Raw genomic sequence first — 26631 nt, forward strand, 5'->3', positions numbered from 1 at the left:
GCTCGTCATGTCGTCGCGTCGCCTCATCACACCCAGCGAGCGAAGCAAGCTCGACCCGTTCGTTGTCGCCACCGGTGATGCCAGCCCGCGTGATCAACGCGACCTGATGGAGCGCCCGTTCTTTTCGCTCGCCAAGGCCAAGCGAACAAGACCGATCCTCTACCAGACCGGCGACGTGTGTGTCGAAGTCTATGCAGTTCCTGAGCACGGTATGGCGACCATTTGGGATGCCGACGTGCTGATTTGGGCGGCGAGCCAGATTGTCGAGGCCGAGAACCTCGGTCTGAAGACCTCGCGCTTCCTGCGCTTCACACCCTACCAGCTTCTGACCGCAGTCGGCCGGCAGACCGGCGCCCGCGACTACAAGCTCTTGAAGGGGGCATTGGCCCGCCTGCAGGCGACCGTCATCCGCACCAGCATCCGGCAGGGGGAGCATTGGCGGCGCCACCAGTTCTCATGGATCAACGAATGGGAGGAATGCGCGACGCGCGACGGTCGGGTGCAGGGAATGGAATTCGTCCTTCCCGACTGGCTCTATCGCGGCGTCATCGATCGCTCACTCGTTCTCACGATCGATCCGGCCTATTTCAGCCTGACTGGTGGGATCGAGCGCTGGCTCTACCGCGTCGCGCGCAAGCATGCTGGCCGCCAGCCGAGAGGTTGGCTGTTCGAGGTCGCACACCTCCATGAGAAATCCGGCAGCCTCGCCAAGCCTGCAGACTTCGCCTTTGATCTCCGCCGGATCGCGGCACGTCAACCGCTGCCAGGCTACTGCCTGAGCATCGAACGCAGGGAACGCCGAGAGCTATTGCGCATCCTGCCATCGAAGTCATTCACAGCTCCTGTGGACGGCGCTGTGAATCAGCTCGGGACTTCGGGCGTTCACACTATCGGGACTCCGGGCGTGCCGGTATCGGGATTCCGGGAGTGCAAACCACAGCTAACGCTTTGGCCAGGAAACACGATCGCCTGCCCTAACTTAGAGTCTAACTTAGAATCTAACTGTTGTAGTGGGGCCGCGCGTCTTGCGGATAACACCGACATCCGCGCTCAGCCGCCAACCGAGCACCCAAGCCAACCATCTCTGCCGCTTTCAGGTCGCAAGACGGGAGGCATGCGATGATCGTCGCCGTGCTCAACCAGAAAGGCGGTGTCGGCAAGACCACGCTCGCCCTGCACCTCGCCGGCGTATGGGCGCTGCGCGGAAAGCGCGTGACGCTGATCGACGCTGACCCCCAGGGCTCCGCATTGGACTGGTCGCAGCAGCGTGCGCGGGAGAATGTCGCACGGCTATTCGGCGTCGTTGGCCTCGCGCGCGATACGCTCCACCGCGAGGCGCCGGAAATCGCACGCACCGCCGATCATGTCGTCATTGACGGACCGCCGCGCGTCGCGGGACTGATGCGTTCGGCGCTGCTGGCGGCGGATCTCGTGTTGATCCCCGTGCAGCCGTCGCCATTCGACGGCTGGGCCTCGGCCGAGATGCTCGCTCTGCTGCGAGAGGCTCGCATCTATCGTCCGCAGCTTCCTGCTCGCTTTGTGCTCAACCGCTGCGGCGCGCGCACGATCATCGCCCGCGAGACTGCCGAAACTCTCGCCGACCACGATCCGCCGGTGCTCGCCAGCACCATCGGCCAACGCGTTGTCTTCGCCGACGCCGCTCAGTCCGGACGGCTCGTCTTCGAGTTCGTCGAGCAGAGCGCCGCCGCCCGCGAGATCGCCGCGCTCGCGGCAGAAGTTGCGAGGTTCGCGCCATGAGCGACCGCTCTATCAAACGCGGCTTCGCCTCGCGTCCGGGCGATGCCGAGAGCTGGATCAAAGCCAGTGATACGCCGCCACGCAGCGTGAATGATGCTGCCGCATTCACCGCGCGCCTGACGATTGACGTCACGCCCACGCTGCGCGGCCGCATCAAGGTCGCCGCGTTCCAGCGCGGCGTGACCGTCGCCGACATGCTGCGCGAATTGCTGGCGCGAGAGTTCCCCGCTGACGCCCCGGAGAACCGTCATGAACGACAATGAAGCCTTGCCGCCGCGTGCAGTGCCGCCCTCGCATCGACGGGATGTCGCGCTCACCCATGTCGAGCTGACCTGGATCGAGAAGCGGATCGAGCACTGGCTGCGCTTCGGCCGCCGCGCGGAGGAGAAGATTCTCGACCGTCGCCGCAGCATCTCGAGCTTTGAGCCGGGCAGCATCTTCGGCTTCGTCCGCTGGGCATCGAACGACTATGGCACCGTGGTGTCGCGCATGGACATCGTGCGTGCCGTGGAAGCCGGGCAGCGCTATCAGACGCTGCCCTTCGTCCGCCCCGGTGGCGAAATCCTGCTGCGCGTTGATAGCTGGCCGAAGGTCGAGCGCGTGTTGCAGGCCATCGACGCCATCGAGGCGCTCTCCATCGATCCGGCTGACGCCGCACCCGAATACTGGCGGCATCTCCACAACCGTCTCGCCGCCGACCATGTGCCGCGCGCCTACACGCGCGAGCAGCATATCGCCTGGCTCAAGCGCCGGAGCGTCACGCCATGACCCGCTTCGGCTATCTCATGTTGACCTACCTTGCGGCGCTGGTCGCCGGCGCCCTGGCCCTCGTTCATCCTGCGCCGCGGCTGATTTGGAACGCTACCGCGAGCACGCCAATAGGGCTCTACGCGCTGCATCCGCTCGGAGAGCTGCGCGACTTGGAACTGGTCGCGGTACGGCTGCCGGAACCGATCGCCAGCTTCCTTGCCGATGGCGGCTTTCTTCCAAAAGGTCTGCCGCTGCTGAAGCGTGTGATGGCGCTGCCCGGGCAAACCGTGTGCCGGTCGGGCGATGCCATCACGGTCGATGCTGTCGATGTCGGCGCCGCACACGAGCACGATCATCGCGGCCGTCCGCTGCCGCGTTGGAGCGGTTGCCATACCCTCGAACCGGGCGAGGTCTTTCTCATGAACCCGACCGTCCCAGACAGCCTGGACGGCCGCTATTTCGGCGCGCTCCCCGTCAGCTCGATCGTCGCGCGCGCAGTCCCGCTTTGGACGGACGAAGCCGCCGACGGCCGTTTCGTCTGGCGCGCCGCCACTCATTGACCCGTTTCCAACCCAGCAACCCAGGAGCTTTCCCATGGCACAAATCGGCCAGTTCACGCGCGATAAGTCCGGCTTCACCGGTCGCGTTGAAACGCTGTTCTTCGAGCGGATTCTCACCCTCGTCCCGGCCGAATCCTCGGATGCCGAGAACGCGCCGGACTACCGTATCCGCCTCGGCGATGCCGATGGCCCGGAGATCGGCGCAGGTTGGAAGCGGACCGGCGAGAAGGCCGGCGATTACGTTTCGCTCGTCATCGACGACCCGGCGCTGCCGCGGCCGATCCGCGCAAATCTCTTCCAGTCGGGCAACGACAAAGCGGCCTGGACGCTGAACTGGAATCGTCAGCCCCAACGCGCCGAGCGGGACTGATTGCATGCAGGATCCTGTCGCGCGTGCCGCCAACCAGGCGCATCAACGGTCCACCCCCTTGTTCGGGGAAAAGCCCTCTCATAACTCGGGTCCACGCAACCGTCGGGCGGCCGCCACGCACAGCGGCGGTCAAACCGGTGGTCCGTGCGCACCGCCGGTAGGCAGCAAGACGCCTCGCCATGATGGCGGAGACAGGGCGAGCCTTGCCGTTCTCCTCCTTACCGGCCTGCTGGTGATTGGCGGGCCAACGGCAGCAGTGTCCGGGCAGAGAGCACCGGCACGAAGTCAACCGGCGAGCGATCACTACGCATCTCATGTGGCAGAGGCCGCGCAGCGCTTTGGCATTCCGGCTGCATGGATACGAGCCGTCATGCGGGTCGAGAGCAATGGCGATCGGCGTGCCGTCTCACCCAAAGGCGCACTCGGCCTGATGCAACTCATGCCCAAGACTTGGGCGGACATGCGCGCGCGCTATGGTCTCGGGCGCGATCCCTTCGATCCCCGTGACAACATCCTCGCCGGCGCCGCCTTTCTTCGCGAACTGCACGACCGTTACGGCTCGCCGGGCTTTCTCGCGGCCTATAATGCAGGTCCCGGCCGCTACGAGGAGTTTCGGGATAGACACCGTCCACTGCCCGCGGAGACGACAGCCTATGTCGCGGCCATCGTCCCTTTTGTCGACGCGGAGGGAGCGCCAGGACCTCTTCTCCTCGCGGCTTCTTCTCGTTCATCCTGGACGCGGGCGCCGCTGTTCTTCGACCACGCTGACGGGCCGTCCCCTGGCGCGCGAGCGGCGCTCGATCAACCCGCGCACGGCGGCTCAGTCGGCACTACGGTGCACGATATTTCGGCGATTGCGCCGCAGTCGGAGGGCCTGTTCGTCGCGCTCTCGGCCATGGGGCGATCGCAATGACTGCACGGCATCTTCAACGTCAATGCGCGGATCGCGGTACGTCTGCAGGCACCCTTGTTGCGGCGGCTGCACATCGGGCAGCTCGCGATATCAGCTGTCAGTTTCCAGGTTCGCTGGCGCCCCTTGACGAACATTCGGTTTGCATTCGAAACGCTGCAACACAGTCATACGGGCGATGCCTTCGGCCCGCGCTCTACTCGTCGCTTCGCTCCTCACCGAGCCACCCTACGGGTGTCTCGGCCCTTCGCGTAACGATCGCTATCGCAAACACTCGCAAACAGTGGGGGCTTCCGCGAGTACCGACCGAACGATGGCGAGATAAAAGGCCGCAATGTGCGGCTCGGTCGGTTGGTTGTTTGTGCTGCTATTTTTCCTCGGGTCCGCAATGTGCGGCTTCGGCGCGCAATGTGCGCTCGACTATCAACCCGTTGCAGGGATTCTGCATTCCGCACATTGTCGAGGCTGGCCATGGCTGAAGACAGCGATTTTCAACCACGGCCCGGCCGCATCCGCTCCTCGAGGAGCCAGCGGGCCAAGCCCTTCATCGCCCAGGCGCTTGCCGCCGCTCAACGCGCTGGCGGCGGCATTTCGCGAGCCGGCCAGCTCGTCAGCCACCGTCATTCGCGCTTCGGCCGCGGCCGAGCCGCCAGCGTGCGGGCAAACCGTCTGCTCACCGGCCGCTCGCGTCTGGTGACCATCAAGACCCGGGTCGTCCGGCACAGGGCGAGGTCGGCGCCGCTCGCGACGCATCTCGGCTATCTCCGGCGCGAAGGCGTGACCCGGGACGGGGAGAAGGCCCACCTGTTCGGCCCGGGCACCGAGGATGCCGATCCCAAGGCCTTCGCCGAGCGCTGTCAGAATGACCGCCACCATTTCCGCTTCATCGTCTCCCCCGAGGACGCGCCTGACATGGCCGACCTCAAGGGTTTCGCCCGCGAATTGGTCGGCCAGATGGAAGTGGATCTGGGTACCAAGCTCGACTGGGTGGGGGTCGATCACTGGAACACCCAGCACCCCCACGTCCACATCATCGTGCGCGGCGTCGCAGAGGACGGCCAAGACCTCGTCATCTCCCGCGACTACATCAAGGAAGGGATGCGCGCCCGCGCCCAGGACCTGGTCACCCAGGAACTTGGACTGCGCTCCGATCTCGACATTCGTCGCTCGCTCGAGAGCCAGATCGGAGCCGAGCGCTGGACGCAGCTCGATCGCCAGCTTGTTCGCGATGCAAACCAGCACGGTGTTATCGACCTTGCGCCGCGTCCCGAGCAGCAGCCCGATCAATTCCATGCGTTGAAGGTTGGCCGGCTGCGACACTTGGAAAGTCTTGGCCTCGCTCATCAACTCGGGCCCGGCCAATGGTCCATGGACGAGGCCGCCGAAACGACCTTGCGCGAGCTCGGCGAACGCGGCGACATCATCAAGCGTATCCACCGCAGCTTGACCGAACGCGGCATCGAGCGCGGGAGCGCGAGTTACGTGTTATCAGGCGAAAATCTTGACGTCCCCGTCATCGGGCGTCTCGTTGATCGCGGTCTCGACGACGAGCTCAAGGCGACCGCCTATGCCGTGGTCGACGGGGTCGACGGCCGCACCCACCACATCCGGCTGCCCGACCTCGACGCTGCCGGCGACAGCGCGCCAGGCTCAATCGTCGAGCTTCGCAAATTCGATGACGCAAGAGGGCAGCGTCGCGTGGCGCTTGCCGTCCGCTCCGATCTCTCGATCGAAGCGCAGGTGACCGCGAGCGGCGCGACATGGCTCGATCGGCAGGCCGTCGCGCGCGACCCTGTGGCGCTTGGCCAGGGCGGCTTCGGCGCCGAGGTCCGCGACGCTATGGAACGGCGGCCCGAGCAGCTCATCGGGCAGGGGCTCGCCGAACGCCAGGCGCGTGGACTGGTGTTCGCGAAAAACCTTATCGGCACGCTGCGCCGTCGGGAGTTAGAGGATCTCGGCAAGCAGCTCGCCGCCGAGACCGGTCAGCCGTTCAACCCGTCGGCTAGCGGCGAGTATGTGGCAGGCACCTATCGGCAGCGCTTCGCGCTCGCCTCCGGCCGCTTCGCCATGATCGACGACGGTCTCGGCTTCCAGCTCGTGCCTTGGACGCCCTCACTCGATAAACAGCTCGGCCGGCATGTCTCTGGCGTCGCGCGCGCGGATGGCGGCATCGATTGGGGTTTTGGGCGCAACCGGGGGCTCGGCTTGTGAGTGATCCTTCCAATCACCGACGTCAGGAGAGGGCGGCCGCCATGTCGGCGACCAAGATTCTTTGGGGGCAGGTCATCATGGTCTTCGGCATCGTCCTGCTCACGATCTGGGCCGCGACGGAATGGACGGCTTGGCGCCTCGGCTTTCAGCCGCAGCTCGGGCAGCCCTGGTTCGAGCTGCTCCATTTTCCGTTCTACCTTCCGCCTGCCTTCTTCTGGTGGTGGTATGCCTACGATGCTTACGCGCCCTCAATCTTCACCGAGGGCGCCTTCATCGCGGCATCCGGCGGCATCATCGCTGCGGCGGTCGCGATCGGTATGTCGGTCTGGCGCGCCCGCGAAGCGAAGAATGCCGAGACTTATGGGTCCGCGCGGTGGGCGAAGGCAAAGGAGATCGAGCAGGCTGGATTGCTTGGACCCGACGGCGTGGTGCTCGGCCGGTTCGAGCGCACCTATCTTCGCCATGATGGACCGGAGCATGTCCTGTGCTTCGCACCCACGCGATCGGGCAAGGGCGTCGGCCTCGTCATCCCTTCGCTCTTGACGTGGCCGGGCTCGGCTATCGTCCACGACCTCAAGGGGGAGAACTGGCAGCTCACTGCCGGCTTTCGCGCCCGACACGGCCGTGTCCTTCTGTTCGATCCGACCAACGCGAAGTCGTCGGCCTATAACCCGTTGCTCGAGGTGCGCCGCGGCGAGTGGGAGGTGCGCGACGTCCAGAACATTGCCGACATTCTGGTCGACCCGGAGGGCAGCCTCGAGAAGCGGAACCATTGGGAGAAAACCAGTCACGCCCTGCTGGTCGGCGCGATCCTCCACGTCCTCTATGCCGAGGAAGACAAGACGCTCGCCGGTGTCGCAGCCTTCTTGTCCGATCCCAAGCGGCCCATTGAGACGACGCTTGCCGCAATGATGCGAACCGCGCATCTCGGCGAGGCCGGTGTTCATCCCGTCGTCGCGTCCGCTGCCCGCGAGTTGCTGAACAAGTCCGGCAACGAACGCTCCGGTGTCTTGAGCACCGCCATGTCGTTCCTGGGCCTTTACCGAGATCCCGTGGTGGCGGAGGTGACGCGGTGCTGCGACTGGCGGATTACCGATATCGTTGGCGGAGAGCGAGCGACCACGCTGTACCTTGTCGTGCCGCCCTCCGACATCAATCGCACCAAGCCGCTGATCCGTCTGATCCTCAACCAGATAGGCCGCCGCTTGACCGAGGATCTGCAAGCCAAGGCCGGCCGGCGCCGGCTCCTCCTGATGCTCGACGAATTCCCGGCGCTCGGCCGGCTCGACTTCTTCGAGTCTGCGCTGGCCTTCATGGCCGGATACGGCATCAAGAGTTTCCTGATTGCTCAGTCGCTGAACCAGATCGAGAAGGCCTACGGGCCCAACAACTCGATCCTTGACAACTGCCACGTCCGGGTCAGCTTTGCGACCAACGACGAGCGCACCGCAAAGCGCGTGAGCGACGCGCTCGGCACGGCGACCGAGATGAAGGCGATGAAGAACTATGCCGGCAGCCGGCTGGCGCCTTGGCTGGGCCACCTCATGGTGTCGCGGTCCGAGACCGCCCGCCCGCTGCTCACGCCCGGCGAGATGATGCAGCTCCCGCCCTCCGACGAGATCGTCATGATGTCGGGCCTCCATCCGATTCGGGCGAAGAAGGCGCGCTATTACGAAGATAGACGTTTCCAGGAGCGCATCATGGCGCCGCCGATGCTGACGAAATCCAATGGCGGCCGGTTGGACGATTGGAGCTCAAGGCCATTGCCGCCGCGCCCAAGGGCATTGGAGACGTTGAACGACGACCAGACGGATGACGAAGATCCAAAGGCCGCCGACCGCAGGCAGCAGCCGGAACTCGATCGAGACACGGTGGAGAATAAGGAACCACTCGAGAACGAGTTCGCTTCGGACCTCGTGGATGAGCTCGATGAAGATGTCCCGCGGATCAGGCGCATGAACGACATGATGCAGGGCGTGGCGCGCCAAGCCTCCCTCGATCCCGGCGACGATCTCGGATTGTGAGGTAGCCATGATCGGGACAAAAAAGAAGGCTCAGCTGTCGGTCTATCTCGATCCTGATGTCATGAAGGCGCTATCGGCCTACGCCGCCCGGCGCGAGCAGTCGCTGTCGCTTATCGCGGAAGCCGCGATCGCTTCCTTTCTGTCGCCGGACGCCGATGAACGGCGAGAGGCTGCTACTGCCAAGCGTCTTGACCAGATCGACCGCCGGATCGCGCGCCTTGAGCGGGATGTCGGGATTTCGGTCGAGACTATCGCTCTCTTCATCCGCTTCTGGCTCACGACAACACCATCACTCCCCGAACCCGCCGCCAAGGCCGCGAGAGCACAGGCCGGAGCGCGTTATGATAATTTCCTTGCCGCATTGGGCCGCCGGCTCAATCAAGGGCCGAAACTGCGGCAAGAAATCCCGGAGGATGCCCAGCAGACTGACTCGTCCCCAGGCGAGTGATGCTCAACCCCGACGGTCGGCTCTGGATCGATTGGCTGTCTGGCGGGTTGGAGGATAGCGGACGAACGATGTCCGCCGCCGACGGCGAGCGGATCGTGGACCATCCAAAAAGTGTTAGGCGACCCGCGTGCTCAACTGCGAAATGCATGCCCTCCCCTGGATCAACTCGATCAGAGGCGACCCCCTGGCCCCGTATGCGACCGTCTGATGCGAGCTATATCCCTCGACGGCCTGCCAGGATCGACTGCGACCTAGCGAGTGATGTCAACGGGATGAGGGGGGATCCTGTGTTTGCGACAATTGTACAAGCGTTGCCAAGATTGCCTCAGTCGAAGACACGGATAGTGTTCGCACATTCACGCTCGATTTCCCAGACTGGTTAACCAATGACCTCGCCATTGAAGCGGGCGTATCTTTAGACGGTGTGTGTCTCAAGGCGACGACTGGCATTTCTTCCACCCGAGTTCTTCTCGACTCCAATCGAGCGAGTAAGCCAGGAGCCAATCAGCGCGCCGCGCCCGTGACTTGCTGGCGGAGTTGCGGCTATTATGTGTTTGCGAACAGGATCAACGAGATTTTGTCAGGCCCCATCCGTTGATCTATCTTCGGTCGGGCTTCTAGAGACAAACCGCCGATGATGAAGACGTACACCGGCTCGTGTCACTGCGGCACCGTCCGTTTCGAGATCGACGCCGATATCGACCATGTGCGGGTTTGCGACTGCTCTATCTGCTCGAAGCGTGGCGCGCTGATTTATCGCGTCGCCGAGGGCGACTTCCGGCTCCTGACGCCCCTCCAGGAGTTGTCGGTCTATCGCTGGGGTTTATTCACTGCGGCTGACTATTTTTGCCCGGTTTGCGGTATTTTGCCGTTCCGCAAACCAAGCCAGCCCACCGCAGCAGAACGCGAAGCCGGCATTCGGCCGTTCGACGGATGGGCAGTGAACGTGCGTTGCCTGAAGGACTTCGATCCGTTTTCAGTGCCCGTTCGGCAGATTCACGGCAGCAGGCTGACAATTGATTCGCCATAGCGGCCCTTGCCATGGACTTTCCGTTCGACTGCACGTGTTTATAATTGGTGATGTTCGTTGGACGTCGGCACTCAAAGAACGAAATCGGCCCTTTCCACCACGCTGAGTTTGGGAGTAGTGCCACTTCATAGCCGAGCATCGGGAAAACCTTCAGAAGATGCTCGTTTTCGACAGGCATCCTCGAAATCATGACGCGTCTCTTGATCGGTCGCGTGGATGGCCGGCCAAGGCGGAAGCGATGAACACGCGTCGATGATAGTGGCGTGCCTGTCCGAGTTCCTTGTCGCCGGCTCGCCTGTCACGCGTTCGAGACCCGCTGCGGCGTCGATCAGGCCGCGATCGAATAAACCCAGCCGTCGAACGCACTCGCTCGCGTCAGGTTTTCAAGGGAAAGATCAAACGCACTGTGCAGGCGCGCTTCAATACCTGTCCCGGGCAACGCGGGAACGCCCGACTCCAATTCCTTCCTTACGACCGGGCGTCCAGGCTCATCTATCGTCGCGTAGCCGCGTCGGCCGAGTTCGGTCAGCAGCGTGGACTTCCCACAGCCGGGGCATCCCGAGATCACGGCGAATCGATCAGATATTCTTCAAGCTCAATTGGCGCTCCAATAGACTTGCCTGATGAGGCGTAATCTCCGCGCCTTTGCGCCTCCGGACACATCACACGTGGACTACGAAAGATCGCCCCAGTGGGGATGAACCCGGTTGCCGTGGTCAATCGGCTGCGTACAAATGGTTGAAAAAGTCGAGGCAATTGCGATTATCGAAGTCTCCTCTTCCGATGCGACCGCGCCCGCCAATGCATTTCGCGAACCTGCATCCGGCAACCAGTCGTCACTCACTCCCGTGCTGTGAAACGCACTCCAATTTAATCACAGCCCTGTTCGGCCGGCAAAGAAGGCTTGTCGGGCGAAATTGGTGTTCTAAGTCCCTCAATTGGCTACGTAGAAGCCGTTGAAATTCGCTATTTTTTCTTGCGACGTGGACCCGCTGGCTTGCGGCTTTTAGGCAAGGTCTTCGGAGACCTAGCACCTTTGGGCGGCAGAACAAAGAACTCGGACAACTGCACGTCCAGCGTTTCGGCGATGCGGTCGAGAAGATCAATCGTCGGGTTCTTCGATTGCCGCTCAAGACTACTCATGTAGGAGCGGTCGATCCCGGCCTTCCAAGCCAATTGCTCCTGCGAGATACCCCGATTCACGCGAATCCGACGCACATTCCAGGCTACAATCGCACGAGTTTTCATACGTCAACTCATGCCATGGTGCTAGGCCTCAAAACACTGGCTATAATCCCGCTATTATTTCTTGGTCGGTGTTCCTCGACGTGATCTAGCCTCAAACGCGGCCGGGACCGTGATCGATGCACGTGGGCAGTCGGCGTCCCACGCGCTTCGCACGATGCCCGCGGCTTAGGATGTCGACAGTGTATCGGGGTATTTCGCCTCTAAGCTTTGGCCTATCTCCGAAAAAGCGCTCAAGACCGCATCGATCTGATCCCGTCCTATTCCAGCGTAGATGACCAACCGTACGTATCGATCGCCATAAGGGACGACAAGCACGCCCAATCCCGCTTCACCCAGCGTCCAAGATTTGAGGGCAGGAGCTCCGGAAAGACGTAGAACCACAGGAACATCTGGATCAGCAATGGCACGTTCCGAAAGAGAGCTGTGTAGACGAAGCCTATTCCACGCACCGCTCTCGATCGAGCAGTGCGGGCTGTACCGACTAAGGTTCCGATCGCAAGCGCTAGGAGGAAGCTCACCACCGCCATGACTATTGTGAGACGCAGACCTTCCAGCAGCCATCCAAGCTGCGGCTGCTGGAAGAGAATACTCCAGTTCCAATTGTAGGAGAGCATTCGACCCAGCCGCTATTGAGGGACTGCTTGCGCTTGCAAAACGGTCTCGAGCTTCTCGCTCAGTGGAATTCCAAATTGGTCAAACCACTTGTGGTAGAGAGATGTTATCTCTCCCGAGCGAAAGAGCTCGGCCAGCGTCTTGTTGACAGCCAAGCGAAACGCAGAGTCGTCACGGCGCATCATTAACCCGTACGGCTCGAAGGAGAGCGGGCGGCCGACGACCTCCAGACGGTCGCGAGCCGGCTTTTGTCGCAAAGTGTAGAGGATCGCGTCGTCCGAACAAAACGCGTCGGCGCGATCGCTATCGACAGCCAAGAGTCCTTCTGAAAAATTCGAGATGTTTAGGATTTTCACGTTTGGGACCTTTAGTTTCTGGACCCATCTGCGCCGCCGAGATCGATACTGCGCCGTCCGACGCCGAAGGCCATATGAACTTGCCGCGATCCAGGCGCTTGGCGTAGAGCGACATGCCCAGCCCGTCATGCCAGAGGATCTTGACCAGATCGCCGCGGCGACCCCGGAAGATGTAGAGATCGCCAGCATGAGGATCGCGCTTCAGGCTCTCCTGGACCGCAAGCGCCAGGCTTTGCATCCCGCGGCGCATGTCGGTGTGGCCGGTGGCGATCCAGACCCTGACGCCGCTCGGGATCGGGATCATCGCCGTCTCAGAAGCTCAAGAACCCGCTGCAGCGCCTCCGCGTCCACGTCCCGGTCAACGCGCACGCGACAGCCGCCCCCAAGCTCGATCTCGATAATGCCGGCCCGTGCACGTTGCGCAGGCGGTGAAGACACCGGTTGTGGCGCGCCACTCGAGATCGGAGCCGCCGCAGGCGTCATCTCAACCGGAACAAGCACCGGCGCGGCATCCCCGCTCAACTTGCCTTCCCGCGCCAACCGGCGCCACGTGAACAATTGGCTTGTCGACAGCCCGTTACGTCGTGCCGTGACCGACACCAGACGTGGCCCGCCATAGCTCTCGGTGACGATTCGCTGCTTTTCTTCCAATGTCCAACGACGTCGAGCGCCTGTCGAGACGACTTCAAGTCGGGAAACCTTCGGCATAGGCATATGGTCAGTCATACGCCTATGTCTTCATCCTCCATCAAACCGCACAAGGCGGTCCTCCCCGGAGCGATACGTCGTCTATGCCGAGTCGCTGGACGACCTAGCAGCATCAGCCAGACTGGCCAGCAGATCTGCAGCGCCAGCTCAACATCCAGCCGACGCTGACCATCCGGCCAGGTTTCCCCGTGCGGGTCATCGTTACCCGCGATTTGGTTATAGCGCGACGATCTGGGTCGGAAGAGCGCGGCGATCAGGATGGCGAGTCAGTGTCGCGGCGCGATGATGATCGCCGCGATGATTGTCGCGCGCAAGAGTTTTGTTTGCTTTGATTGTCGCGGAGCGTCAATCAAGCGAGCGTTTTTTGTGTCGCGTGCTCCGGTGGCCGCCCTGGACCACGCTTTCGCTCGAGGGCAGTCCGCCTGCGATAGCTCTCGACGTTCATCTCGACGATGGTGGCGTGGTGAACAAGGCGATCGATCGCCGCGAGGGTCATAGCTGGGTCCGGAAAGACCTTGTTCCATTCTCCAAAGGGCTGATTGGCGGTGATCAGCAAAGAGCGTCGCTCGTAGCGTGCGCTGATGAGCTCGAACAGCACACTGGTCTCGGCCTGGTCCTTGGTGACATAGGCAAGATCGTCCAAGATGACGAGATCGAAGCGATCGAGGCGGTTGATGGCGCCCTCGAGGTTGAGCTCGCGGCGAGCCACCTGGAGCTTCTGCACGAGATCGGTGGTGCGGGTGAACAGGACGCGCCATCCGTTCTCGATGAGGGCCAAGCCGATTGCTGCCGCCAAGTGGCTCTTGCCTCCACCGGGCGGACCAAACAGCAGCAGATTGGCGCCCTTGCCGAGCCAGCCGTCGCCGGCGGCGAGTGCGGTCATTTGCGCCTTGGAGATCATCGGCACGGCCTCGAAGTCGAAGCTGTCAAAGGTCTTTCCGGTAGGCAGCCGCGCCTCGACGAGATGGCGCTCGATGCGGCGGCGGCCGCGCTCAGCGATCTCGTGCTCGGCAATGGTGGCGAGGAAGCGCGCCGCCGGCCAGCCTTCTTTATCGGATTGCTCGGCAAATTGCGGCCACAGCGCCTTGATGGCGGGCAGCCGCAGCTCGTTGAGCAACAGATTGAGGCGCGCGGTGTCGACTACGTTGGTTGTGCTCATGCGGCGCCTCCGATCTCGGCGGTACCGATGAGGCATTCATAGGTGGCGAGCGGTGCGAGGCGTACCACGACGTTCGGCACCTGGGCGGGATCCGGGGCGAAGTGAGTACGTAGCCGGTTGAGGTCGGGCAGCCGGCCGTCGTTCAGGTCAGCCGTGAGCTGATTGGCGAGTTCGGCCTCGCAACCGCGCTCATGGGCGAGTGCGAGGAGATCGACCATGATCCGGCAGGCCTTCTTGTCCGGTAAGCGTTTGCGCAAGACGTCGAAGGCTCGGCGGTAAGCTTCCCGGGGGAACAGCTGGTCGCGGTAGACCAGGTTGAGGAGCGCCATCGGCTTGCGCCGCAAGGAATGGATCACGTGCCGATAATCGACGACCTGATCGTGCTTGCCATTGGGATGCGGCCGCCCGCGCGGCAAGGTGAGGAGATGCGTGCCGCCGACAAACACGTCGAGGTGATCGTCATACAGGCGCACCCGCAGCCGATGGCCGATCAAGCGCGACGGCACCGTGTAGAACACCTTGCGCAAGGTGAAGCCGCCGGACGACGTCACGTGGACGATCACCTCTTCATAGTCCGACGTGCGGCGGTCCGGCAGATCCTGAAGTGCGCTACGTTCACTGTCGATCCGCTTGGCGTTGCGGGCATTGCGGCGGCTGGCGATCTCATCGATGAAGCCACGATAGGCAGCTAGATCGTCGAAGTCGGCGGTGCCACGCAGCAACAGCGCGTCGCCGATCGCTCGCTTGAGATGACCATGCGAACTCTCGATCGCCCCGTTCTCGTGGGCGATGCCACGATTGTTGCGGGAAGGCCGCATGCCGTAATGGGCACAGAGGTCTTCGTATCGCCGCGTCAGATCGTCTTTGGCGTCGCGGTCGAGATTGCAAAAGGCGGCCGACAGGCTGTCGGTGCGATGCTCCCGTGGCGCCCCACCGAGTGACCACAAGGCATTCTGCAGGCCTTCGGCCAGAGCGACGAAGCTCTCACCGCCGAGCACGACATGGGCGTGCTCAAACCCGGAATAGGCCAGCCGGAAGTGATAGAGACGATGGTCGAGCGGTACGCCCGCGATCGTGACACCCAATTCGCCCATGTCGGTGAAGTCGGACAGGCCGCGCTGACCGGGTTCGTGGGTCTGGCGGAAGATGACCTCCTGCTCCTCGCCGTGGATCGCCCGCCAGGCCCGGATCCGGCGCTCCAGCGTGCGACGGATGCCGGCGCCGAGCTCGGGATGGCGTCGGAGCAACTCCTCGAAGATCGTGACCGGCCGCACACCGGGGGCGGCCTTCAGCATCGGCGCGATATCTGTCTCAAATACGCGGGCCAAGGGATCTGGCCGGCGACGGCCGCGGGGAGCCTTCTTCTGCGACGGAAGGCGTCGATCCTTCTCGATCCGGTAAGCGGTCGAGGTGCTGAACGAAGCCTTGGCGGCGGCCACGGGTGGGCTATCGGTCTGACGGTACTTCATGTAGAGCCTCATTTGGTGATCGGTAATGTGTCGGCCTGGCACGCGAGTGATTCCTCTTGGCGGAAGAACCACTTGCATAACCAGCCGGCCGCGATCACCAGTCGGCGCGGTCCGCTGTGGATCGCGCCGACGCCGGGCTCGTAACTCCGGTCGGGCTACGCCCTCCCTGCGTCACGAGCCCGGCGTAGCCCTCTCATCATGGTCGACGCTCCACTTCCATCCTGTTCGCCGCGCGGCAATTTGGTATTGGCACCCTACGGCAAGGGAGGAACGCCATGACGAAGCTCAAACTCGGTCCGCTACGCGACATCCCGGTCTGGCGTATCTTGATCCATCATGCGTTGCCGAACGCGGCCGTGCCATATTGACGGTGCTCGGGTTGCTTGTTGGGGGAGTGGTCACGGGCTCAATCCTTGTTGAGACGGTGTTTTCGTGGCCCGGGATGGGCAATCTGCTTATCACGTCGATCGGCAGCTGTGGTGCGCTACGGTGTGGCCCTGGGCGGCCATACGCCGCACGAGCTCGGGAAATTCCGCCGAGGATCGGCCCACCAGAAAGAACGTGGCTCGCGCGCATTCCTGTGCGAGCGCAGCCAACACCTTATCCGTGTTCGGCGGCCGCGGTCCGTCATCGAAGGTGAGGACGACTTCATAGTCCGCCATCTGCGAGTTCGGTTTGATTCTACGCTTCATCGCGCGATTCAAACACGGTGCACCTTTGTGTGTCGATATAATTAATGACTCAATACGTGTTATACAAAAGAATACAACTTAAACGTTGACATGGCCGAATGGTATTTCCTATCGTCGCATCCAGAAAACCTCGTACGGCAGGCGTAAGCCATCTTGCGCGCCGGCAGTTTGCCGAAGGCGTAACTGACGATCGTAGAGCGCTCCGTAGGGAGCGCTCTACGTATTTGAGCAACGCGGCCGGCAAAAGCCGGCATCTGATGGCCCCGGCACGCTCCGAAAAGGTGGTAATAACCCGTGCGAGACCTGATCATCGAAGCCTTTGACAGCGTCATCCGCTGCGAGATCGCGGAAGCAGACGACGTTCGCAAGGAAATCGCCCAGCGCGGCGCCTACTGGGCCGGCGACGAGATATGGAAGCTGGGCCGCCAAGTCGCCGCGCTGCGCAAGCGTATCGCCGAGCTGGAAGAAACCGACGCATGATCTCAGCAGACCGCGAGTATCTGCTCGATGCCCCTCTAGAACCGTGGCTTCAATCGCTTCGAGCGGCACCGTGCGCCGGTTATCACAGAAACCAGTTTCCTTCATGCGCGTGCAGATCGTTTGCCTCAGCAGTCATCCACTGCTCGCGCGGGTTTTCGCGGCTGATGCGCTTGCCGGTCTCCGGGACCTTTATGAACCTTTGGCGGTTCCAGATGATCCGCCCGGCGTACTGAAGGATGCCGTTCAAGCGCTTGCGGCTACCGTCAATGGTCGAGGCGTTCCAGGCGCCGCCACGTGGCCCGGGTACGCCTTTCTTGTTCAAGGCAGTTGCGATGTCGCGTGGCGAGTTGCCGCCTTCAACGGCTTCTTCATCTGCGGTGTTAGACTCACGAAGGCTTTTCCTTGCCGACGCATTCGATGAGGAAGCGTGACAGCGCTTCGAACGTGTCAAATCGGTTTATGGTGCGGCCCTTATAGACTTCCTTTGAGAACCAGAACATGCGACGACTGAAGGTGAGCCACGCCGAGGGCATCAAGACATAGTCGAAGATCGCTTCGTTCTTCTCGTCCAGCCGAACCGCGACAACCCATCCCTTCGGCCACCTCACGCGGTATTGCAGCGTCCAGCGCAAGGGCCGGTTTTCATAGTTGCGGCATCTCGCGACCCGAAAGACGACATTCACGACATTGTCGATTCGAAGACATTCAGTCGAAGCATTGAGGGTGGCACTGCGACCAAGTCTCTCGAAGGCGTCTCGAAGGCGAGCAGCATTGCTAAGCTGAAGGGCGGCCCACCGTTGGTGCGACGCGTATTTGTCAAACCATTCTTGATTGCCGTTGTACCCAATAAGACGGTAGATGTTCCGCAGCGCGCCGAAGTGCAAAACATACGATGACATGGACGGCAGTCCCGGACTTGAATTGATAATCGTCTTACTAAGCTTGCCTTTCTTCATCAGGACCTTACGGAGCCGAAGCAACATTTCCTCTTCGGGAATGCTGACGCGCCCCTCACCCATAATCTTTTGCGCGCGCCGGAATGCGTCGCGATGGACGATAGGTTCGATGGCATTCTCTTTTCTGATCCAGAGCTCCCTTGGGTTGCGCGTCACCTTGGCGCCAAGTTTTCTGCTTTTGCGATTGTAGGTCAGAACGCCGATATAAGCTTCGTTCCGGAGGAGGTCACCGACAGCCTTTCCAAGCCACGGTCTTCCCTGGCTATTCAAGATCCCTCGCTGGTTGAGCTCTCGGGCAATGGTGGCCTGCGATTTGTGACGGAGATATTCGTGGAGAATCCAATTCACGATCTCGACTTGATCGGGCGCACCGGGGATGAGCTTGACATGGTCGGTAAGCAAAGATTTGCGCTGGCCGATCGTTAAAATGCCCTTCGGTCTGCATTGATCGTCGACGAGACGTCGTTGGAACGCGTAAGCCGTAGGGCCGCCCATTTTGAAGCCGCGATGCGTCAGCCGGACTGACCCTGCGAAAACTTTGGCGGAGAGTTCCCGACTGAACTCAGCCGCCATCACTCTCTTAATATTCTTCATGATGCTGGCGAGAAGGCTTCCGTCATTGTCGAATTGCTCCGCGCAATAAGCAACCTCGACGCCCGCCCTGCGGCAGATGAACTCGTAGTGCGCGCTCTCGTCAACGTCCTGAAAGCGTCCCCATCGGCTCACGTCGAAGACAAGCAGATGAGCGAAGTCAGCGCGTCCCGATTGCACGTCTTCAACCAGTTCGGTAAGGCCCCCCCGGTTTTCGATTCTGAGGCCGCTTTCTCCCTCGTCACGATAGGTGTGGACGATGGTTAGCTTGTGAAGTTCGGCGTAGGTCGCGATGACCACTGCCTGATTCTCAATCGAGTATTGCTGGTAATCCGTCGACATGCGGACATACTGCGCCGCCCGTCGCGCTTTCTGCGACTGAGGCAGACGTTTCGCGTGTACAACAAGGGTGTTCCCCATGTTGCCTCCCCGCGGCTATATCGCGCCGCGCTGTATTGCGCATCGCAAACCATTTAGGCGCATCATCAAGTCCGCGCCATCGGAAAGTGTATTCAGAAAGAGTCAACTGCTATGTCGTTTTTCTTGAAAGCACGTTGCGGCGGGCGAAGCGAGCTGCAGAGAAATGCGGGTTTGCGCTTTTGGGCCCGTAGCCGACATGTCCGGCGCAGCTCTTTCGTCTGCTTCTGACGAGGCAACCAGCAGGATATCGTCGTTGTCCTTGTCGATGATGTTGAACGCCCATCCATCATGGCTGTGGCGATCGCCACGTCGGCCTTCTTCTCCTTATTGCCGCTATTCTTGTTGTAGACGTGGGTCTTGAAGCCGGCCTTGTCGACCATCTTCCAGAATGAGTCGCCGGGGAGGTGAACCCCACATACCGCCCGTCAGCTGGCAAACCGACAGCGCTGGCAGCAATTTAGGATTGGATGAATTCTTCAAGCTCGTCGATCATCGTTTACCGGGTTTGATTCCTCCGAAAGGATATCAATGGCCTCGAGCCTTGCGTCATACTCCTCGTATGTGCCGAGCAGGGCTTGGCCAACTGTCAAGTTGTGCACGGGATCGATAATCGAGGGGGAGTCGTAAGTTAGGGAGGTTGGTCCAGTAAATAGAACTTCTTCGCCACGCTCGTCGCGTCGCAACGTTCGGTCCGTACACCATTTGACGAGTTGCGTGACCTCTCCCTTCCCGGACTCAATGATGGGCGGCAGCTGCCGAACCGAGTAGAAATTCGTCCGCGCAGAATACATCTGCCGCGAATCCGAGCTCATGCGCTCGTCTGGTTGAGCGGTAAGGGTCAGCAGGCGCTTGCCTTTCGGACGCTCGAGCGTACCCTGAATTAGACCGCCTTCTCTGATCAGTCTAATGTGCGCCAGCTTTTTTGGAGCACCAAGAACCTCTCGTCCCGAGGCGAGAGCTGCATCATTTACCGTCACGTAAATGTAAGGGATGTAGTAGCCAGTCTCGCCGTCGGGATCACGAACTTGAATTCCTGAATAGCACTCCAAGTATGGCCCGACAGTGCTTGAGCGATAGCTCGCGACCCCCACAATGGCGATTGCAGGGTTTGCTGCAGGTGCTAGTTCCTTCGGCAATAAACAATTCGCCTCGTGCCCCACGCTGAACATAAGGTTTATGGCTTGGCAGCCGAGAAACGCACCGCCACGATTTTTGCCCCCATGGTAAAGAGGCGCATCAAGCGGAATGCCTTTGACGTCGGGCATCGCATCCTCCTTGATCTCAGAACAATTCGCGCGGTTGGAGATTGAGCTATTCATCTCACCGCGCCTCTCCGGTTGTTGAAGCGCCCCTGAAGCGACTGTACTGCGCTGGCAGCGATGTGGGTTCGGTAGTCCGTGCGGCACATCGATCCGGTGATAGCGATCTTCGCTACGCGAGGCCGCAGTGCCGTTTCTGCGCCTTGCACCTCAATCCGCCGGATTAAACGATCCGAAAACATCCGACACGCTTGACCTTTTCCATTCTAGAAGCCGGCAGCTGTCCTGTGCTGCCGGATGCGCCTGATTGTGCATCCATTCCGGCGGAGCCTGCTCACCGATGATGACGTCAAGGCGAGTGGGTGATTCCTATTTGTCTATCAGTCGTTATGCAACGTCGATGCCAGGCACCTCGTGCGGTTTATACGGCTCACTGGCTGACGTCAAATTGGGTACGAGTGACCCGACAACTTTCGACCCTTGTTCTGTTGCCTTCCTCGCTTGTCCGATTGACGACGCGATGTCGAAAGCCCGACATGATCAAGTATCCGGACAGAAAGTCGATGAGGCTCTCTCACGAGTTTTCGCAACAGCCTCGATTAAACCAGATCAGCGTAACATTGTCGCTGCGCATGGTCGAAAACGCAGGCCCTGACATCGCCGTCTCGGTGGAGAGTCGGAAGACCTCCGGCGCCTGTGCAAGAGTCACGTGAGGCTGACTTCCCATCAGAGTCTCGGCGCGCCGATTGCACGGAATGGATACTCCAATTCGCAAGACTAAGGAGAACCTCATGCGTTCTGCGCCCCACTTTTCGATCCACAAGGAGCTCAGCACCGTTCGGCACCGGTATCGCTCCGCTCGCGGGTACCGATCCTATCTCCGAAACCGGAGGAAATTCGGTCGCAAATTGTCGGCGTCTAGAAGGCGGGGTAGTTCGGCAAAGCCAATGCAATAATCCAAAGGATGGCTAACGCCTGAGCGGCGGAAGCATGTTCGCGACGTGAAATCGTTATCGAAGTGCTTTAGCGCCAATTTACACGGGTACTGCGCACAGGCTTTGGGAATCAAAGATGATACGTAGCAGAGGGCAGATCGCCAAGAGTCCGGGGCGTGGTGCAGACCGCAACTCTTGGCTTGCCCGACTTTCAATGCTCGTTCTCAACCATTTTGATCAACACGCCCGTCATCCTTTTTGATGCTGAAAACCCCTGCACCGCCACTGATCGAGGGAACCAAGAGTTATGGGACGTGTGAGCGAAAAAGTCATTTTGGTAACCGGCGGGGCTCAAGGGATGGGGGCCGCTCATGCGCGCCTGCTGGTAGCCGAGGGCGCGAAAGTCGTGATCACCGATATTCTTGACAATGAAGGAGCGACTTTCGCGGCCGAACTTGGCCCATCCGCGATCTATGTGCGTCAAGACGTCGCTCAGCCAGGGGAATGGTGCCAGGCGATTGCGGCTGCGGAGGGCAAGTTCGGCGCGGTGCACGGCCTCGTCAACAATGCAGGCATAGCGAGTATGGCTCCCATCGAGCGGTTCCCGCTCGAGCAGTGGGAGAAGACCCTGGCTGTCAATCTCACCGGTGTATTCTTGGGAATGCAGACTGCCCTACCTGCGATGCGCCGCGCGGGCGGAGGCTCGATCGTCAACATCTCGTCGGTCGAGGGGATGAGGGGTAGTCCTGGGCTTCACGCCTATGTTGCTTCCAAGTTCGGCGTGCGGGGCATAACGAAGTCCGCTGCCTTGGAGGCCGCCGCGTCCGGCGTTCGCATAAACTCTATCCATCCGGGCTTCATCAACACTCGGATGACAGAGAACATCGATCTTTCCAGTTTTCCAATTCCGCTCGCGCGGCCAGCCGAGCCGCAGGAAGTGTCACAGGCAGTCTTGTTCCTGCTTAGCGACGAGTCCTCTTATCTTACCGGCTCCGAAATCGTCGTCGATGGCGGTCTGACGATCGGCGTCCCGCAGAAGGGTCAGGCGGTCGAAAACATCTTCTGACTATCAGCGGACGGATTGTCACATCAAACGAGATCGAATGTCGCGATGTATTACACCAGTGGAAATTACGAAGCTTTTGCTCGGCCCCGCAAACCCGCCGGCGTGGATAGCAAGACAGCATGGTTCGTTGGTTCGGGGTTGGCTGCGCTCTCCGGCGCGGCCTTCTTGATCCGCGACGGGCAGTTGCGTGGCGACCGTATCACCATCCTCGAACGACAGACGGTTCCGGGGGGCGCGTTGGACGGTTGTCAGGATCCGGAAAGGGGATTCGTGATTCGAGGTGGTAGAGAGATGGAGGATCATTTCGAGTGTCTCTGGGATCTGTTTCGTTCGATCCCATCGCTCGAACTTGAAGGCGCCAGCGTGCTCGATGAGTTTTACTGGCTGAACAAGGATGATCCGAACTACACACTACGGCGGGCGACGGTGAAGCAGGGGCAGGATGCCCATACCGATGGCCTCTTCACACTGAGCGAACAGGCCCAGAAAGAGCTGATTGCCCTTTTTCTTGCCACTCGTAAGCAGATGGAGACCAAGCGCATCGACGAAGTGTTCGGAAGAGATTTCTTCAACAGCAATTTCTGGCTCTATTGGCGGACCATGTTCGCCTTTGAAGAATGGCATTCAGCCCTCGAGATGAAACTTTATCTGCATCGATTCATCCACCATATCGGCGGCCTGCCGGATTTCAGTACGCTGAAGTTTACCAAATACAATCAATATGAATCGCTCGTTCTGCCGTTATCCAAATGGCTGTTGGCGCAAGGCGTCAACTTTCGCTACGGGGTCGGAGTCACCGATATCGATTTCGACATAAAGCGTGGCCGCAAGCAAGCCACAGCCATCCGCTGGCTGGAGAATGGCATTGAGGGCAGTCTCATTATTGGCGCCGACGATCTTGTTTTCATGACGATCGGGTCGCTGACCGAAAACTCGGACATGGGGGACCATCACACGGCCGCCAGGCTCAACGAAGGACCGGCGCCCGCCTGGGATCTGTGGCGGCGTATTGCGGCCAAAGATGCGGCCTTTGGACGCCCAAATGTCTTTTGCGGCAATATTCCTGCAAGCAAATGGGAATCGGCGACGATCACGACCCTGGACAAACGCATTCCAGCATACATCCGCAAGATCGCCAAACGCGATCCGTTCAGCGGCAAGGTTGTCACAGGAGGCATCGTTACGGTGAAAGATTCGAGCTGGTTGCTCAGTTGGACCACAAATCGCCAGCCGCATTTCAAGCGCCAGCCCAGCGATCAAGTCGTCGTCTGGGTCTATTCGCTATTCGTCGATAAAGCCGGCGACTACGTGAGGAAACCGATGCAAGATTGTACGGGCGAGGAAATCACGCAAGAATGGCTTTATCACCTCGGTGTGCCGGTTGCGAGTATACCGGAACTCGCCGCTGGGGCCGCCAAGACGGTCCCGGTGATGATGCCCTACGTCACTTCCTTCTTCATGCCGCGGCAGGCGGGCGACCGGCCAGATGTTGTGCCGAAAGATGCGGTCAATTTCGCCTTCATCGGCCAGTTCGCGGAGTCGGGTGAACGGGATTGTATCTTCACGACGGAATACTCCGTTCGGACCGCGATGGAAGCCGTGTATATCCTCCTCAAGATTGAACGTGGCGTGCCCGAGGTATTCAACTCGACCTATGATATTCGCAAGCTGCTTGCAGCAATGGGTAGACTGCGCGACGGCAATGAAATTGAGATCCCGGGACCTGCGTTCCTGCGCGAGCTCATTCTAAAAAAGATTGAAGCGACTGAGCTTGGCGAACTACTCAATAAATATCACCTGAGGTGATTAAGGCAGCGGACGCTGCGGCTTCGCTCGGATAGAGAAGCGCTGTCCTGCGCCGTGACGGCTCGGACTCGCCAAGGCGCGGATCAAACGTTCGCGCCGATCTTCCAGGCAACCTTTAGGCGTACTCTGGAATTCGGTGTTCTTTCGGCTTGATGTTATTCTCGCCACACGCATCCGATTAACCTCTTGCCACGAGGTGAGGGCGAAACTAGCTAGTGGCTCGTCACAGTGATCTTGATGGTTTGATACCGGCCAGCTTAGGATAGGCAAGTTTTCTGGCGGCACAAGGACTTCGATGCTTCTGGGGATGCAGGATTCGGCGGGTGGCCGTCCGGACATGTGCGAATAGGTATAGATGAACGCCAGATAATGGCCCTGCTTCTCGGTAAAGCGTGCGCCTGGTTTTTGACTCATGGATCGATTCATCCGTGCCTCCTTAGTCGTCCGTGAAGAACAGGTAAGGGGCTGATCTGGAGTCGTTGTTTTTCGGCTGCGGCGATTTTGTGATTGCAGGCTTTGACAGTGCGGTAGCTCGGAACCTGCAATTTGCAGTTTGAGATTCCCTCGAATCGCACGGCATGATTCGGCGCTCGTATCGGGAGGAGCCGATGCGACCGAAGAAGCCGAAGGCGACGGACGAAGGTGATCTGTTCCGGGCCAGGCTCAAGCAGGTCATCAACATGGAGCACGAACTGGTTCAGCACGCCGGCAAGATCAATTGGGACTGGATCGACTATCGACATGAAGGCGCCGCGCGGGCTCGACAAGCCGCTGTTCCAAAAGCTCGTCGCCGGCGAGTGGATCGACCGGCATCAGAACCTGCTCATCATCGGCCCGACCGGCGTCTGCAAGAGCTGGATTGCTTGCGCCTTGGGCCACAAGGCCTGCCGCGACAACCGCTCCGTGCTCTGTCAGCGGCTGCCGCGGCTGTTCGAGGCGCTTGCCCTCGCGCGGGGCGACGGCCGATGGTTGGGTTGCCGATGAGCTCCGCGCTTTGACTTCCTTGTAGACGTTGCTGATCGACATCGCGGATGTTGCGACACCGCGCCATCGACGAACCGCGTTCGGATGCGAGATCGGCGTGATAGCCATCGATCTTGGCGAGCATCTCCTGCACGAGCGCCGGATCAAAGTCGATAGCGACTGCTGCTGACTTTGCCGTCGTTTGTCCCTGTTGCGTTGCTTGGCCTCGGCGAGCTCTCATGCGCTTGACCTTGCCGATGATGGCGTTGCGAGATACGCATCGCCACCCCTCGCAGACACCGAGTGGCCCGCGCTCCACATGCATTGCAGAAGCGACACCTCCTCAGAATCCCATGCCGATGTGGCTTGATTGACCATCGTTCGTCATCGTCACGAGCACGAGTCGATGGTCGTTTTGATTGTCGCCAAAAGCAGTGCGTGTCGATGTTTACGCTTGTTCGCCGCTATTCGATGTTCGGAAAGGTTTTTGGCTGCGACGATCGGCCTGCCTTATAAAATAGGCAGACGAACGTGTATTTATGCCTGCGGTTGCATCGTGTCCGGAAAGTTGATCCGCTTACGTTAACGGCTGTTGACAACATGCGTTAACGGCGTTGCAATCACCAGCACGACAAACGGCGGTGAGTTTACCAACTAACAACAGCAGCTAGTCACATGAATCTAAAGTTCGCCACATAGAGTCTGCTGGGCTTTGTGGCAAAAGCGTTTGACGGAAGCCAAGATCTGGTCTGCGGACTTGGTCCATTTGAAGGGCTTCGGGTTGTTGTTGTGCAATTCGATGAAGGTACGGATGTCGGCTTCGAGCTGCCTGACGGAGGTGTGAACACCTCGCCGGATCTGCTTTCTGGTGAGTTCAGCGAACCAGCGCTCGATCTGATTGATCCACGACGCGGAAGTCGGCGTGAAGTGGACATGATAGTGCGGCCGGCGAGCGAGCCACGCTTTAATCTTGGGGGTCTTGTGGGTAGCGTAGTTGTCCATGACGATATGGACAGCGAGCCCCTCAGGGATTTGAGCGTCGATCTCTTTGAGAAACTTCAAGAACTCGAGCGCCCGATGGCGCTTGTAGCATTTGCCAATGACGAAGCCGGAAGCGACATCGAGCGCGGCAAACAGCGTGGTCGTACCATGCCGCACATAGCTATGCGTGCGACGTTCCGGCACCCCAGGCATCATCGGCAAGACCGGCTGCTCGCGATCGAGTGCCTGGATCTGGCTTTTCTCATCGACACTGAGGACAACGGCTCGGTTAGGCGGCGACAGATAAAGCCCGACAATATCGCGCACCTTATCGACGAATAGCGGATCGCTCGATAGTTTAAATGTCTGGCTGCGGTGCGGCTGCAAGCCGAACGCCGTCCACATTCGGCGGATCGTGGTGTGAGAAAAGCCAGTATCCGCAGCCATCGAGCGGATCGACCAGTGCGTTGCGTCGGGCGGCGTCGTACGCAATGTCCGCTCGATTACCTCGGCAACCTGATCATCGTCGATGGTTCGAGGGCGGCCCGGGCGGGCTTCGTCAAGCAGGCCATCACAACGATCCTTCAAGAATCGGCGGCGCCACTTGCCGACGGTGTGTTCATGGATGCCAAGTTCGGCAGCCACAGACTTGCTTGGCAGACCAACTGCACACCGCAGGATCGCGCGGCATCGCTCAGATAGCGATCGGGCTACACGATGACGACGAACTTGCCTCTCCAAGTACGCCCGCTCCTGCGAACTCAGCACCAACGGCGCGATCGGCCGGCCTTTCACACCTGCATTCGCCACGAGCGCTCTCCTCTCTAGAGATCCGAGCGATCAACTAATGTCACGAACTTCCGTTCCAG

Annotated in this window: 31 protein-coding genes and 3 pseudogenes; 19 read left to right on the forward strand and 15 right to left on the reverse strand. The window is 60.4% G+C overall.

The genetic code is table 11. The annotated features are described in order from the left end of the window. Positions 1-7 precede the first annotated feature (7 nt). From LPJ38_RS06945 to LPJ38_RS07000, 12 genes and pseudogenes are all read left to right on the forward strand, one after another. Positions 8-1123 carry a replication initiator protein A gene (locus LPJ38_RS06945; protein WP_014490269.1) on the forward strand — a complete coding sequence of 372 codons (1116 nt, stop codon included), beginning with the start codon at positions 8-10 and terminating at the stop codon, positions 1121-1123. Next, a complete protein-coding gene (parA, locus tag LPJ38_RS06950; protein ID WP_011082882.1) occupies positions 1120-1758 on the forward strand; it encodes a ParA family partition ATPase in 639 nt (212 codons plus the stop codon). The genes LPJ38_RS06945 and parA overlap by 4 nt, the downstream gene beginning before the upstream one ends. After that, a complete protein-coding gene (locus LPJ38_RS06955) occupies positions 1755-2021 on the forward strand; it encodes a ribbon-helix-helix protein (RefSeq protein ID WP_011082881.1) in 267 nt (88 codons plus the stop codon). The genes parA and LPJ38_RS06955 overlap by 4 nt, the downstream gene beginning before the upstream one ends. Beyond that, positions 2008-2526, forward strand: coding sequence for a DUF2840 domain-containing protein (locus tag LPJ38_RS06960; RefSeq protein ID WP_011082880.1), 519 nt, complete (start codon positions 2008-2010; stop codon positions 2524-2526). Before LPJ38_RS06955 ends, LPJ38_RS06960 begins: the two co-directional genes overlap by 14 nt. Further along, positions 2523-3068 carry a S26 family signal peptidase gene (locus LPJ38_RS06965; RefSeq protein WP_011082879.1) on the forward strand — a complete coding sequence of 182 codons (546 nt, stop codon included), beginning with the start codon at positions 2523-2525 and terminating at the stop codon, positions 3066-3068. The genes LPJ38_RS06960 and LPJ38_RS06965 overlap by 4 nt, the downstream gene beginning before the upstream one ends. A 34-nt stretch (positions 3069-3102) precedes the next feature. Further along, positions 3103-3438, forward strand: a complete 336-nt coding sequence (locus tag LPJ38_RS06970; protein ID WP_011082878.1) for a DUF736 domain-containing protein — start codon at positions 3103-3105, stop codon at positions 3436-3438. Positions 3439-3442: 4 nt separating this feature from the next. Beyond that, positions 3443-4351 carry a lytic transglycosylase domain-containing protein gene (locus LPJ38_RS06975; protein ID WP_011082877.1) on the forward strand — a complete coding sequence of 303 codons (909 nt, stop codon included), beginning with the start codon at positions 3443-3445 and terminating at the stop codon, positions 4349-4351. Between the two features lie 468 nt (positions 4352-4819). Beyond that, positions 4820-6559, forward strand: coding sequence for a relaxase/mobilization nuclease domain-containing protein (locus LPJ38_RS06980; protein ID WP_018269524.1), 1740 nt, complete (start codon positions 4820-4822; stop codon positions 6557-6559). A 41-nt stretch (positions 6560-6600) separates the two neighbouring features. Continuing rightward, positions 6601-8583 carry a conjugal transfer protein TraG gene (locus tag LPJ38_RS06985; RefSeq protein WP_018269525.1) on the forward strand — a complete coding sequence of 661 codons (1983 nt, stop codon included), beginning with the start codon at positions 6601-6603 and terminating at the stop codon, positions 8581-8583. A 7-nt stretch (positions 8584-8590) separates the two neighbouring features. Further along, positions 8591-9031: a ribbon-helix-helix protein, CopG family gene (locus LPJ38_RS06990; RefSeq protein WP_011082874.1), complete on the forward strand. Its 441-nt coding sequence runs from the start codon at positions 8591-8593 to the stop codon at positions 9029-9031. Continuing rightward, positions 9028-9129 (forward strand): annotated as a pseudogene (locus LPJ38_RS06995) (P-type conjugative transfer ATPase TrbB); the annotation flags it as partial. The gene LPJ38_RS06990 and the pseudogene LPJ38_RS06995, both read left to right, overlap by 4 nt. A gap of 536 nt (positions 9130-9665) precedes the next feature. After that, on the forward strand, positions 9666-10061 hold the full coding sequence (locus LPJ38_RS07000) for a GFA family protein (RefSeq protein ID WP_014490264.1): 396 nt from the start codon (positions 9666-9668) through the stop codon (positions 10059-10061). A 328-nt stretch (positions 10062-10389) separates the two neighbouring features. Here LPJ38_RS07000 and LPJ38_RS07005 read toward each other — a convergent pair whose 3' ends face one another. Then, positions 10390-10629 carry an AAA family ATPase gene (locus LPJ38_RS07005; protein ID WP_011082871.1) on the reverse strand — a complete coding sequence of 80 codons (240 nt, stop codon included), beginning with the start codon at positions 10627-10629 and terminating at the stop codon, positions 10390-10392. 166 nt (positions 10630-10795) lie between these two features. Here LPJ38_RS07005 and LPJ38_RS37915 point away from each other — a divergent pair, with 166 nt between their 5' ends. Beyond that, the gene (locus LPJ38_RS37915; RefSeq protein ID WP_256379488.1) at positions 10796-10918 is read left to right on the forward strand and encodes a hypothetical protein; all 123 of its coding nucleotides are present in this window, start codon (positions 10796-10798) and stop codon (positions 10916-10918) included. A 109-nt stretch (positions 10919-11027) separates the two neighbouring features. On the opposite strand, the gene LPJ38_RS07010 is transcribed toward LPJ38_RS37915, so the two are convergent. The 5 genes from LPJ38_RS07010 to tnpA all read right to left on the reverse strand — a co-directional run bounded on the left by LPJ38_RS07010 (position 11028) and on the right by tnpA (position 13003). Next, on the reverse strand, positions 11028-11309 hold the full coding sequence (locus LPJ38_RS07010) for a helix-turn-helix domain-containing protein (protein ID WP_011082870.1): 282 nt from the start codon (positions 11307-11309) through the stop codon (positions 11028-11030). Positions 11310-11566: 257 nt separating this feature from the next. Next, positions 11567-11923, reverse strand: a complete 357-nt coding sequence (locus tag LPJ38_RS07015) for an ABC transporter permease subunit (RefSeq protein ID WP_011082869.1) — start codon at positions 11921-11923, stop codon at positions 11567-11569. A gap of 12 nt (positions 11924-11935) precedes the next feature. After that, on the reverse strand, positions 11936-12238 hold the full coding sequence (locus tag LPJ38_RS07020; protein ID WP_014490263.1) for a transporter substrate-binding domain-containing protein: 303 nt from the start codon (positions 12236-12238) through the stop codon (positions 11936-11938). Further along, complete coding sequence (tnpB, locus tag LPJ38_RS07025; RefSeq protein ID WP_011082867.1) at positions 12225-12581, reverse strand: IS66 family insertion sequence element accessory protein TnpB; 357 nt, start codon at positions 12579-12581, stop codon at positions 12225-12227. The genes LPJ38_RS07020 and tnpB overlap by 14 nt, the downstream gene beginning before the upstream one ends. Further along, complete coding sequence (tnpA, locus tag LPJ38_RS07030; protein ID WP_011082866.1) at positions 12578-13003, reverse strand: IS66-like element accessory protein TnpA; 426 nt, start codon at positions 13001-13003, stop codon at positions 12578-12580. Before tnpA ends, tnpB begins: the two co-directional genes overlap by 4 nt. A 75-nt stretch (positions 13004-13078) precedes the next feature. Between tnpA and LPJ38_RS38255 the strand changes: the two are divergent. Further along, positions 13079-13317, forward strand: a pseudogene (locus LPJ38_RS38255) (TrbI/VirB10 family protein); the annotation flags it as partial. A 17-nt stretch (positions 13318-13334) separates the two neighbouring features. Here the strand turns inward: LPJ38_RS38255 and istB are convergent. The 3 genes from istB to LPJ38_RS07045 form a co-directional block, all read right to left on the reverse strand. After that, complete coding sequence (gene istB / locus LPJ38_RS07035; protein WP_018270204.1) at positions 13335-14144, reverse strand: IS21-like element ISBj11 family helper ATPase IstB; 810 nt, start codon at positions 14142-14144, stop codon at positions 13335-13337. Then, positions 14141-15655: an IS21-like element ISBj11 family transposase gene (gene istA, locus LPJ38_RS07040; protein WP_039228609.1), complete on the reverse strand. Its 1515-nt coding sequence runs from the start codon at positions 15653-15655 to the stop codon at positions 14141-14143. Before istA ends, istB begins: the two co-directional genes overlap by 4 nt. A 416-nt stretch (positions 15656-16071) precedes the next feature. Beyond that, positions 16072-16305: a polysaccharide deacetylase family protein gene (locus tag LPJ38_RS07045; protein ID WP_011082865.1), complete on the reverse strand. Its 234-nt coding sequence runs from the start codon at positions 16303-16305 to the stop codon at positions 16072-16074. Positions 16306-16599: 294 nt separating this feature from the next. On the opposite strand from LPJ38_RS07045, the gene LPJ38_RS07050 reads away from it, so the two are divergent. Next, entirely contained in the window at positions 16600-16785 is a 186-nt protein-coding gene (locus tag LPJ38_RS07050; RefSeq protein ID WP_011082864.1) for a hypothetical protein, read from the forward strand. Positions 16786-16867: 82 nt separating this feature from the next. Here the strand turns inward: LPJ38_RS07050 and LPJ38_RS07055 are convergent, their stop codons facing one another. The 4 genes from LPJ38_RS07055 to LPJ38_RS07070 form a co-directional block, all read right to left on the reverse strand. Further along, positions 16868-17107, reverse strand: coding sequence for a recombinase family protein (locus LPJ38_RS07055; RefSeq protein WP_014490262.1), 240 nt, complete (start codon positions 17105-17107; stop codon positions 16868-16870). A 64-nt stretch (positions 17108-17171) separates the two neighbouring features. After that, a complete protein-coding gene (locus LPJ38_RS07060) occupies positions 17172-18752 on the reverse strand; it encodes a recombinase family protein (RefSeq protein WP_011082862.1) in 1581 nt (526 codons plus the stop codon). Positions 18753-18844: 92 nt separating this feature from the next. Further along, on the reverse strand, positions 18845-19132 hold the full coding sequence (locus LPJ38_RS07065; protein WP_011082861.1) for a hypothetical protein: 288 nt from the start codon (positions 19130-19132) through the stop codon (positions 18845-18847). A 96-nt stretch (positions 19133-19228) separates the two neighbouring features. After that, entirely contained in the window at positions 19229-20071 is an 843-nt protein-coding gene (locus LPJ38_RS07070; RefSeq protein ID WP_011082860.1) for an acetoacetate decarboxylase family protein, read from the reverse strand. A gap of 1182 nt (positions 20072-21253) precedes the next feature. Here LPJ38_RS07070 and LPJ38_RS07075 point away from each other — a divergent pair. Both LPJ38_RS07075 and LPJ38_RS07080 read left to right on the forward strand, forming a co-directional pair. Beyond that, positions 21254-22012 (forward strand): glucose 1-dehydrogenase, encoded by a 759-nt coding sequence (locus tag LPJ38_RS07075; RefSeq protein ID WP_011082858.1) that lies wholly within the window; start codon positions 21254-21256, stop codon positions 22010-22012. Between the two features lie 45 nt (positions 22013-22057). After that, a complete protein-coding gene (locus tag LPJ38_RS07080) occupies positions 22058-23818 on the forward strand; it encodes an oleate hydratase (protein WP_011082857.1) in 1761 nt (586 codons plus the stop codon). Here the strand turns inward: LPJ38_RS07080 and LPJ38_RS07085 are convergent, their stop codons facing one another. Beyond that, a complete protein-coding gene (locus LPJ38_RS07085; RefSeq protein ID WP_223153801.1) occupies positions 23819-24244 on the reverse strand; it encodes a hypothetical protein in 426 nt (141 codons plus the stop codon). Between the two features lie 318 nt (positions 24245-24562). Between LPJ38_RS07085 and LPJ38_RS07090 the strand changes: the two are divergent. Beyond that, a pseudogene (locus LPJ38_RS07090) lies at positions 24563-24787 on the forward strand (ATP-binding protein); the annotation flags it as partial. A gap of 43 nt (positions 24788-24830) precedes the next feature. Beyond that, entirely contained in the window at positions 24831-24971 is a 141-nt protein-coding gene (locus LPJ38_RS07095) for a hypothetical protein (RefSeq protein WP_016841328.1), read from the forward strand. Between the two features lie 491 nt (positions 24972-25462). Here LPJ38_RS07095 and LPJ38_RS07100 read toward each other — a convergent pair whose 3' ends face one another. After that, entirely contained in the window at positions 25463-26572 is a 1110-nt protein-coding gene (locus LPJ38_RS07100) for an IS630-like element ISBj5 family transposase (protein ID WP_011082855.1), read from the reverse strand. Positions 26573-26631 lie beyond the last annotated feature (59 nt).

Source organism: Bradyrhizobium daqingense, assembly GCF_021044685.1.
Taxonomy (GTDB): domain Bacteria; phylum Pseudomonadota; class Alphaproteobacteria; order Rhizobiales; family Xanthobacteraceae; genus Bradyrhizobium; species Bradyrhizobium daqingense.

Coding starts and splice junctions, on each gene's coding strand:
- LPJ38_RS06945 (WP_014490269.1), top strand. CDS start 8: ATGTCGTCGCGTCGCCTCATCACACCCAGCGAGCGAAGCAAGCTCGAC.
- parA (WP_011082882.1), top strand. CDS start 1,120: ATGATCGTCGCCGTGCTCAACCAGAAAGGCGGTGTCGGCAAGACCACG.
- LPJ38_RS06955 (WP_011082881.1), top strand. CDS start 1,755: ATGAGCGACCGCTCTATCAAACGCGGCTTCGCCTCGCGTCCGGGCGAT.
- LPJ38_RS06960 (WP_011082880.1), top strand. CDS start 2,008: ATGAACGACAATGAAGCCTTGCCGCCGCGTGCAGTGCCGCCCTCGCAT.
- LPJ38_RS06965 (WP_011082879.1), top strand. CDS start 2,523: ATGACCCGCTTCGGCTATCTCATGTTGACCTACCTTGCGGCGCTGGTC.
- LPJ38_RS06970 (WP_011082878.1), top strand. CDS start 3,103: ATGGCACAAATCGGCCAGTTCACGCGCGATAAGTCCGGCTTCACCGGT.
- LPJ38_RS06975 (WP_011082877.1), top strand. CDS start 3,443: ATGCAGGATCCTGTCGCGCGTGCCGCCAACCAGGCGCATCAACGGTCC.
- LPJ38_RS06980 (WP_018269524.1), top strand. CDS start 4,820: ATGGCTGAAGACAGCGATTTTCAACCACGGCCCGGCCGCATCCGCTCC.
- LPJ38_RS06985 (WP_018269525.1), top strand. CDS start 6,601: ATGTCGGCGACCAAGATTCTTTGGGGGCAGGTCATCATGGTCTTCGGC.
- LPJ38_RS06990 (WP_011082874.1), top strand. CDS start 8,591: ATGATCGGGACAAAAAAGAAGGCTCAGCTGTCGGTCTATCTCGATCCT.
- LPJ38_RS07000 (WP_014490264.1), top strand. CDS start 9,666: ATGATGAAGACGTACACCGGCTCGTGTCACTGCGGCACCGTCCGTTTC.
- LPJ38_RS37915 (WP_256379488.1), top strand. CDS start 10,796: ATGGTTGAAAAAGTCGAGGCAATTGCGATTATCGAAGTCTCCTCTTCC.
- LPJ38_RS07010 (WP_011082870.1), bottom strand. CDS start 11,309: ATGAAAACTCGTGCGATTGTAGCCTGGAATGTGCGTCGGATTCGCGTG.
- LPJ38_RS07015 (WP_011082869.1), bottom strand. CDS start 11,923: ATGCTCTCCTACAATTGGAACTGGAGTATTCTCTTCCAGCAGCCGCAG.
- tnpB (WP_011082867.1), bottom strand. CDS start 12,581: ATGATCCCGATCCCGAGCGGCGTCAGGGTCTGGATCGCCACCGGCCAC.
- tnpA (WP_011082866.1), bottom strand. CDS start 13,003: ATGACTGACCATATGCCTATGCCGAAGGTTTCCCGACTTGAAGTCGTC.
- istB (WP_018270204.1), bottom strand. CDS start 14,144: ATGAGCACAACCAACGTAGTCGACACCGCGCGCCTCAATCTGTTGCTC.
- LPJ38_RS07045 (WP_011082865.1), bottom strand. CDS start 16,305: ATGAAGCGTAGAATCAAACCGAACTCGCAGATGGCGGACTATGAAGTC.
- LPJ38_RS07060 (WP_011082862.1), bottom strand. CDS start 18,752: ATGGGGAACACCCTTGTTGTACACGCGAAACGTCTGCCTCAGTCGCAG.
- LPJ38_RS07065 (WP_011082861.1), bottom strand. CDS start 19,132: ATGGTCGACAAGGCCGGCTTCAAGACCCACGTCTACAACAAGAATAGC.
- LPJ38_RS07070 (WP_011082860.1), bottom strand. CDS start 20,071: ATGAATAGCTCAATCTCCAACCGCGCGAATTGTTCTGAGATCAAGGAG.
- LPJ38_RS07075 (WP_011082858.1), top strand. CDS start 21,254: ATGGGACGTGTGAGCGAAAAAGTCATTTTGGTAACCGGCGGGGCTCAA.
- LPJ38_RS07080 (WP_011082857.1), top strand. CDS start 22,058: ATGTATTACACCAGTGGAAATTACGAAGCTTTTGCTCGGCCCCGCAAA.
- LPJ38_RS07085 (WP_223153801.1), bottom strand. CDS start 24,244: ATGAATCGATCCATGAGTCAAAAACCAGGCGCACGCTTTACCGAGAAG.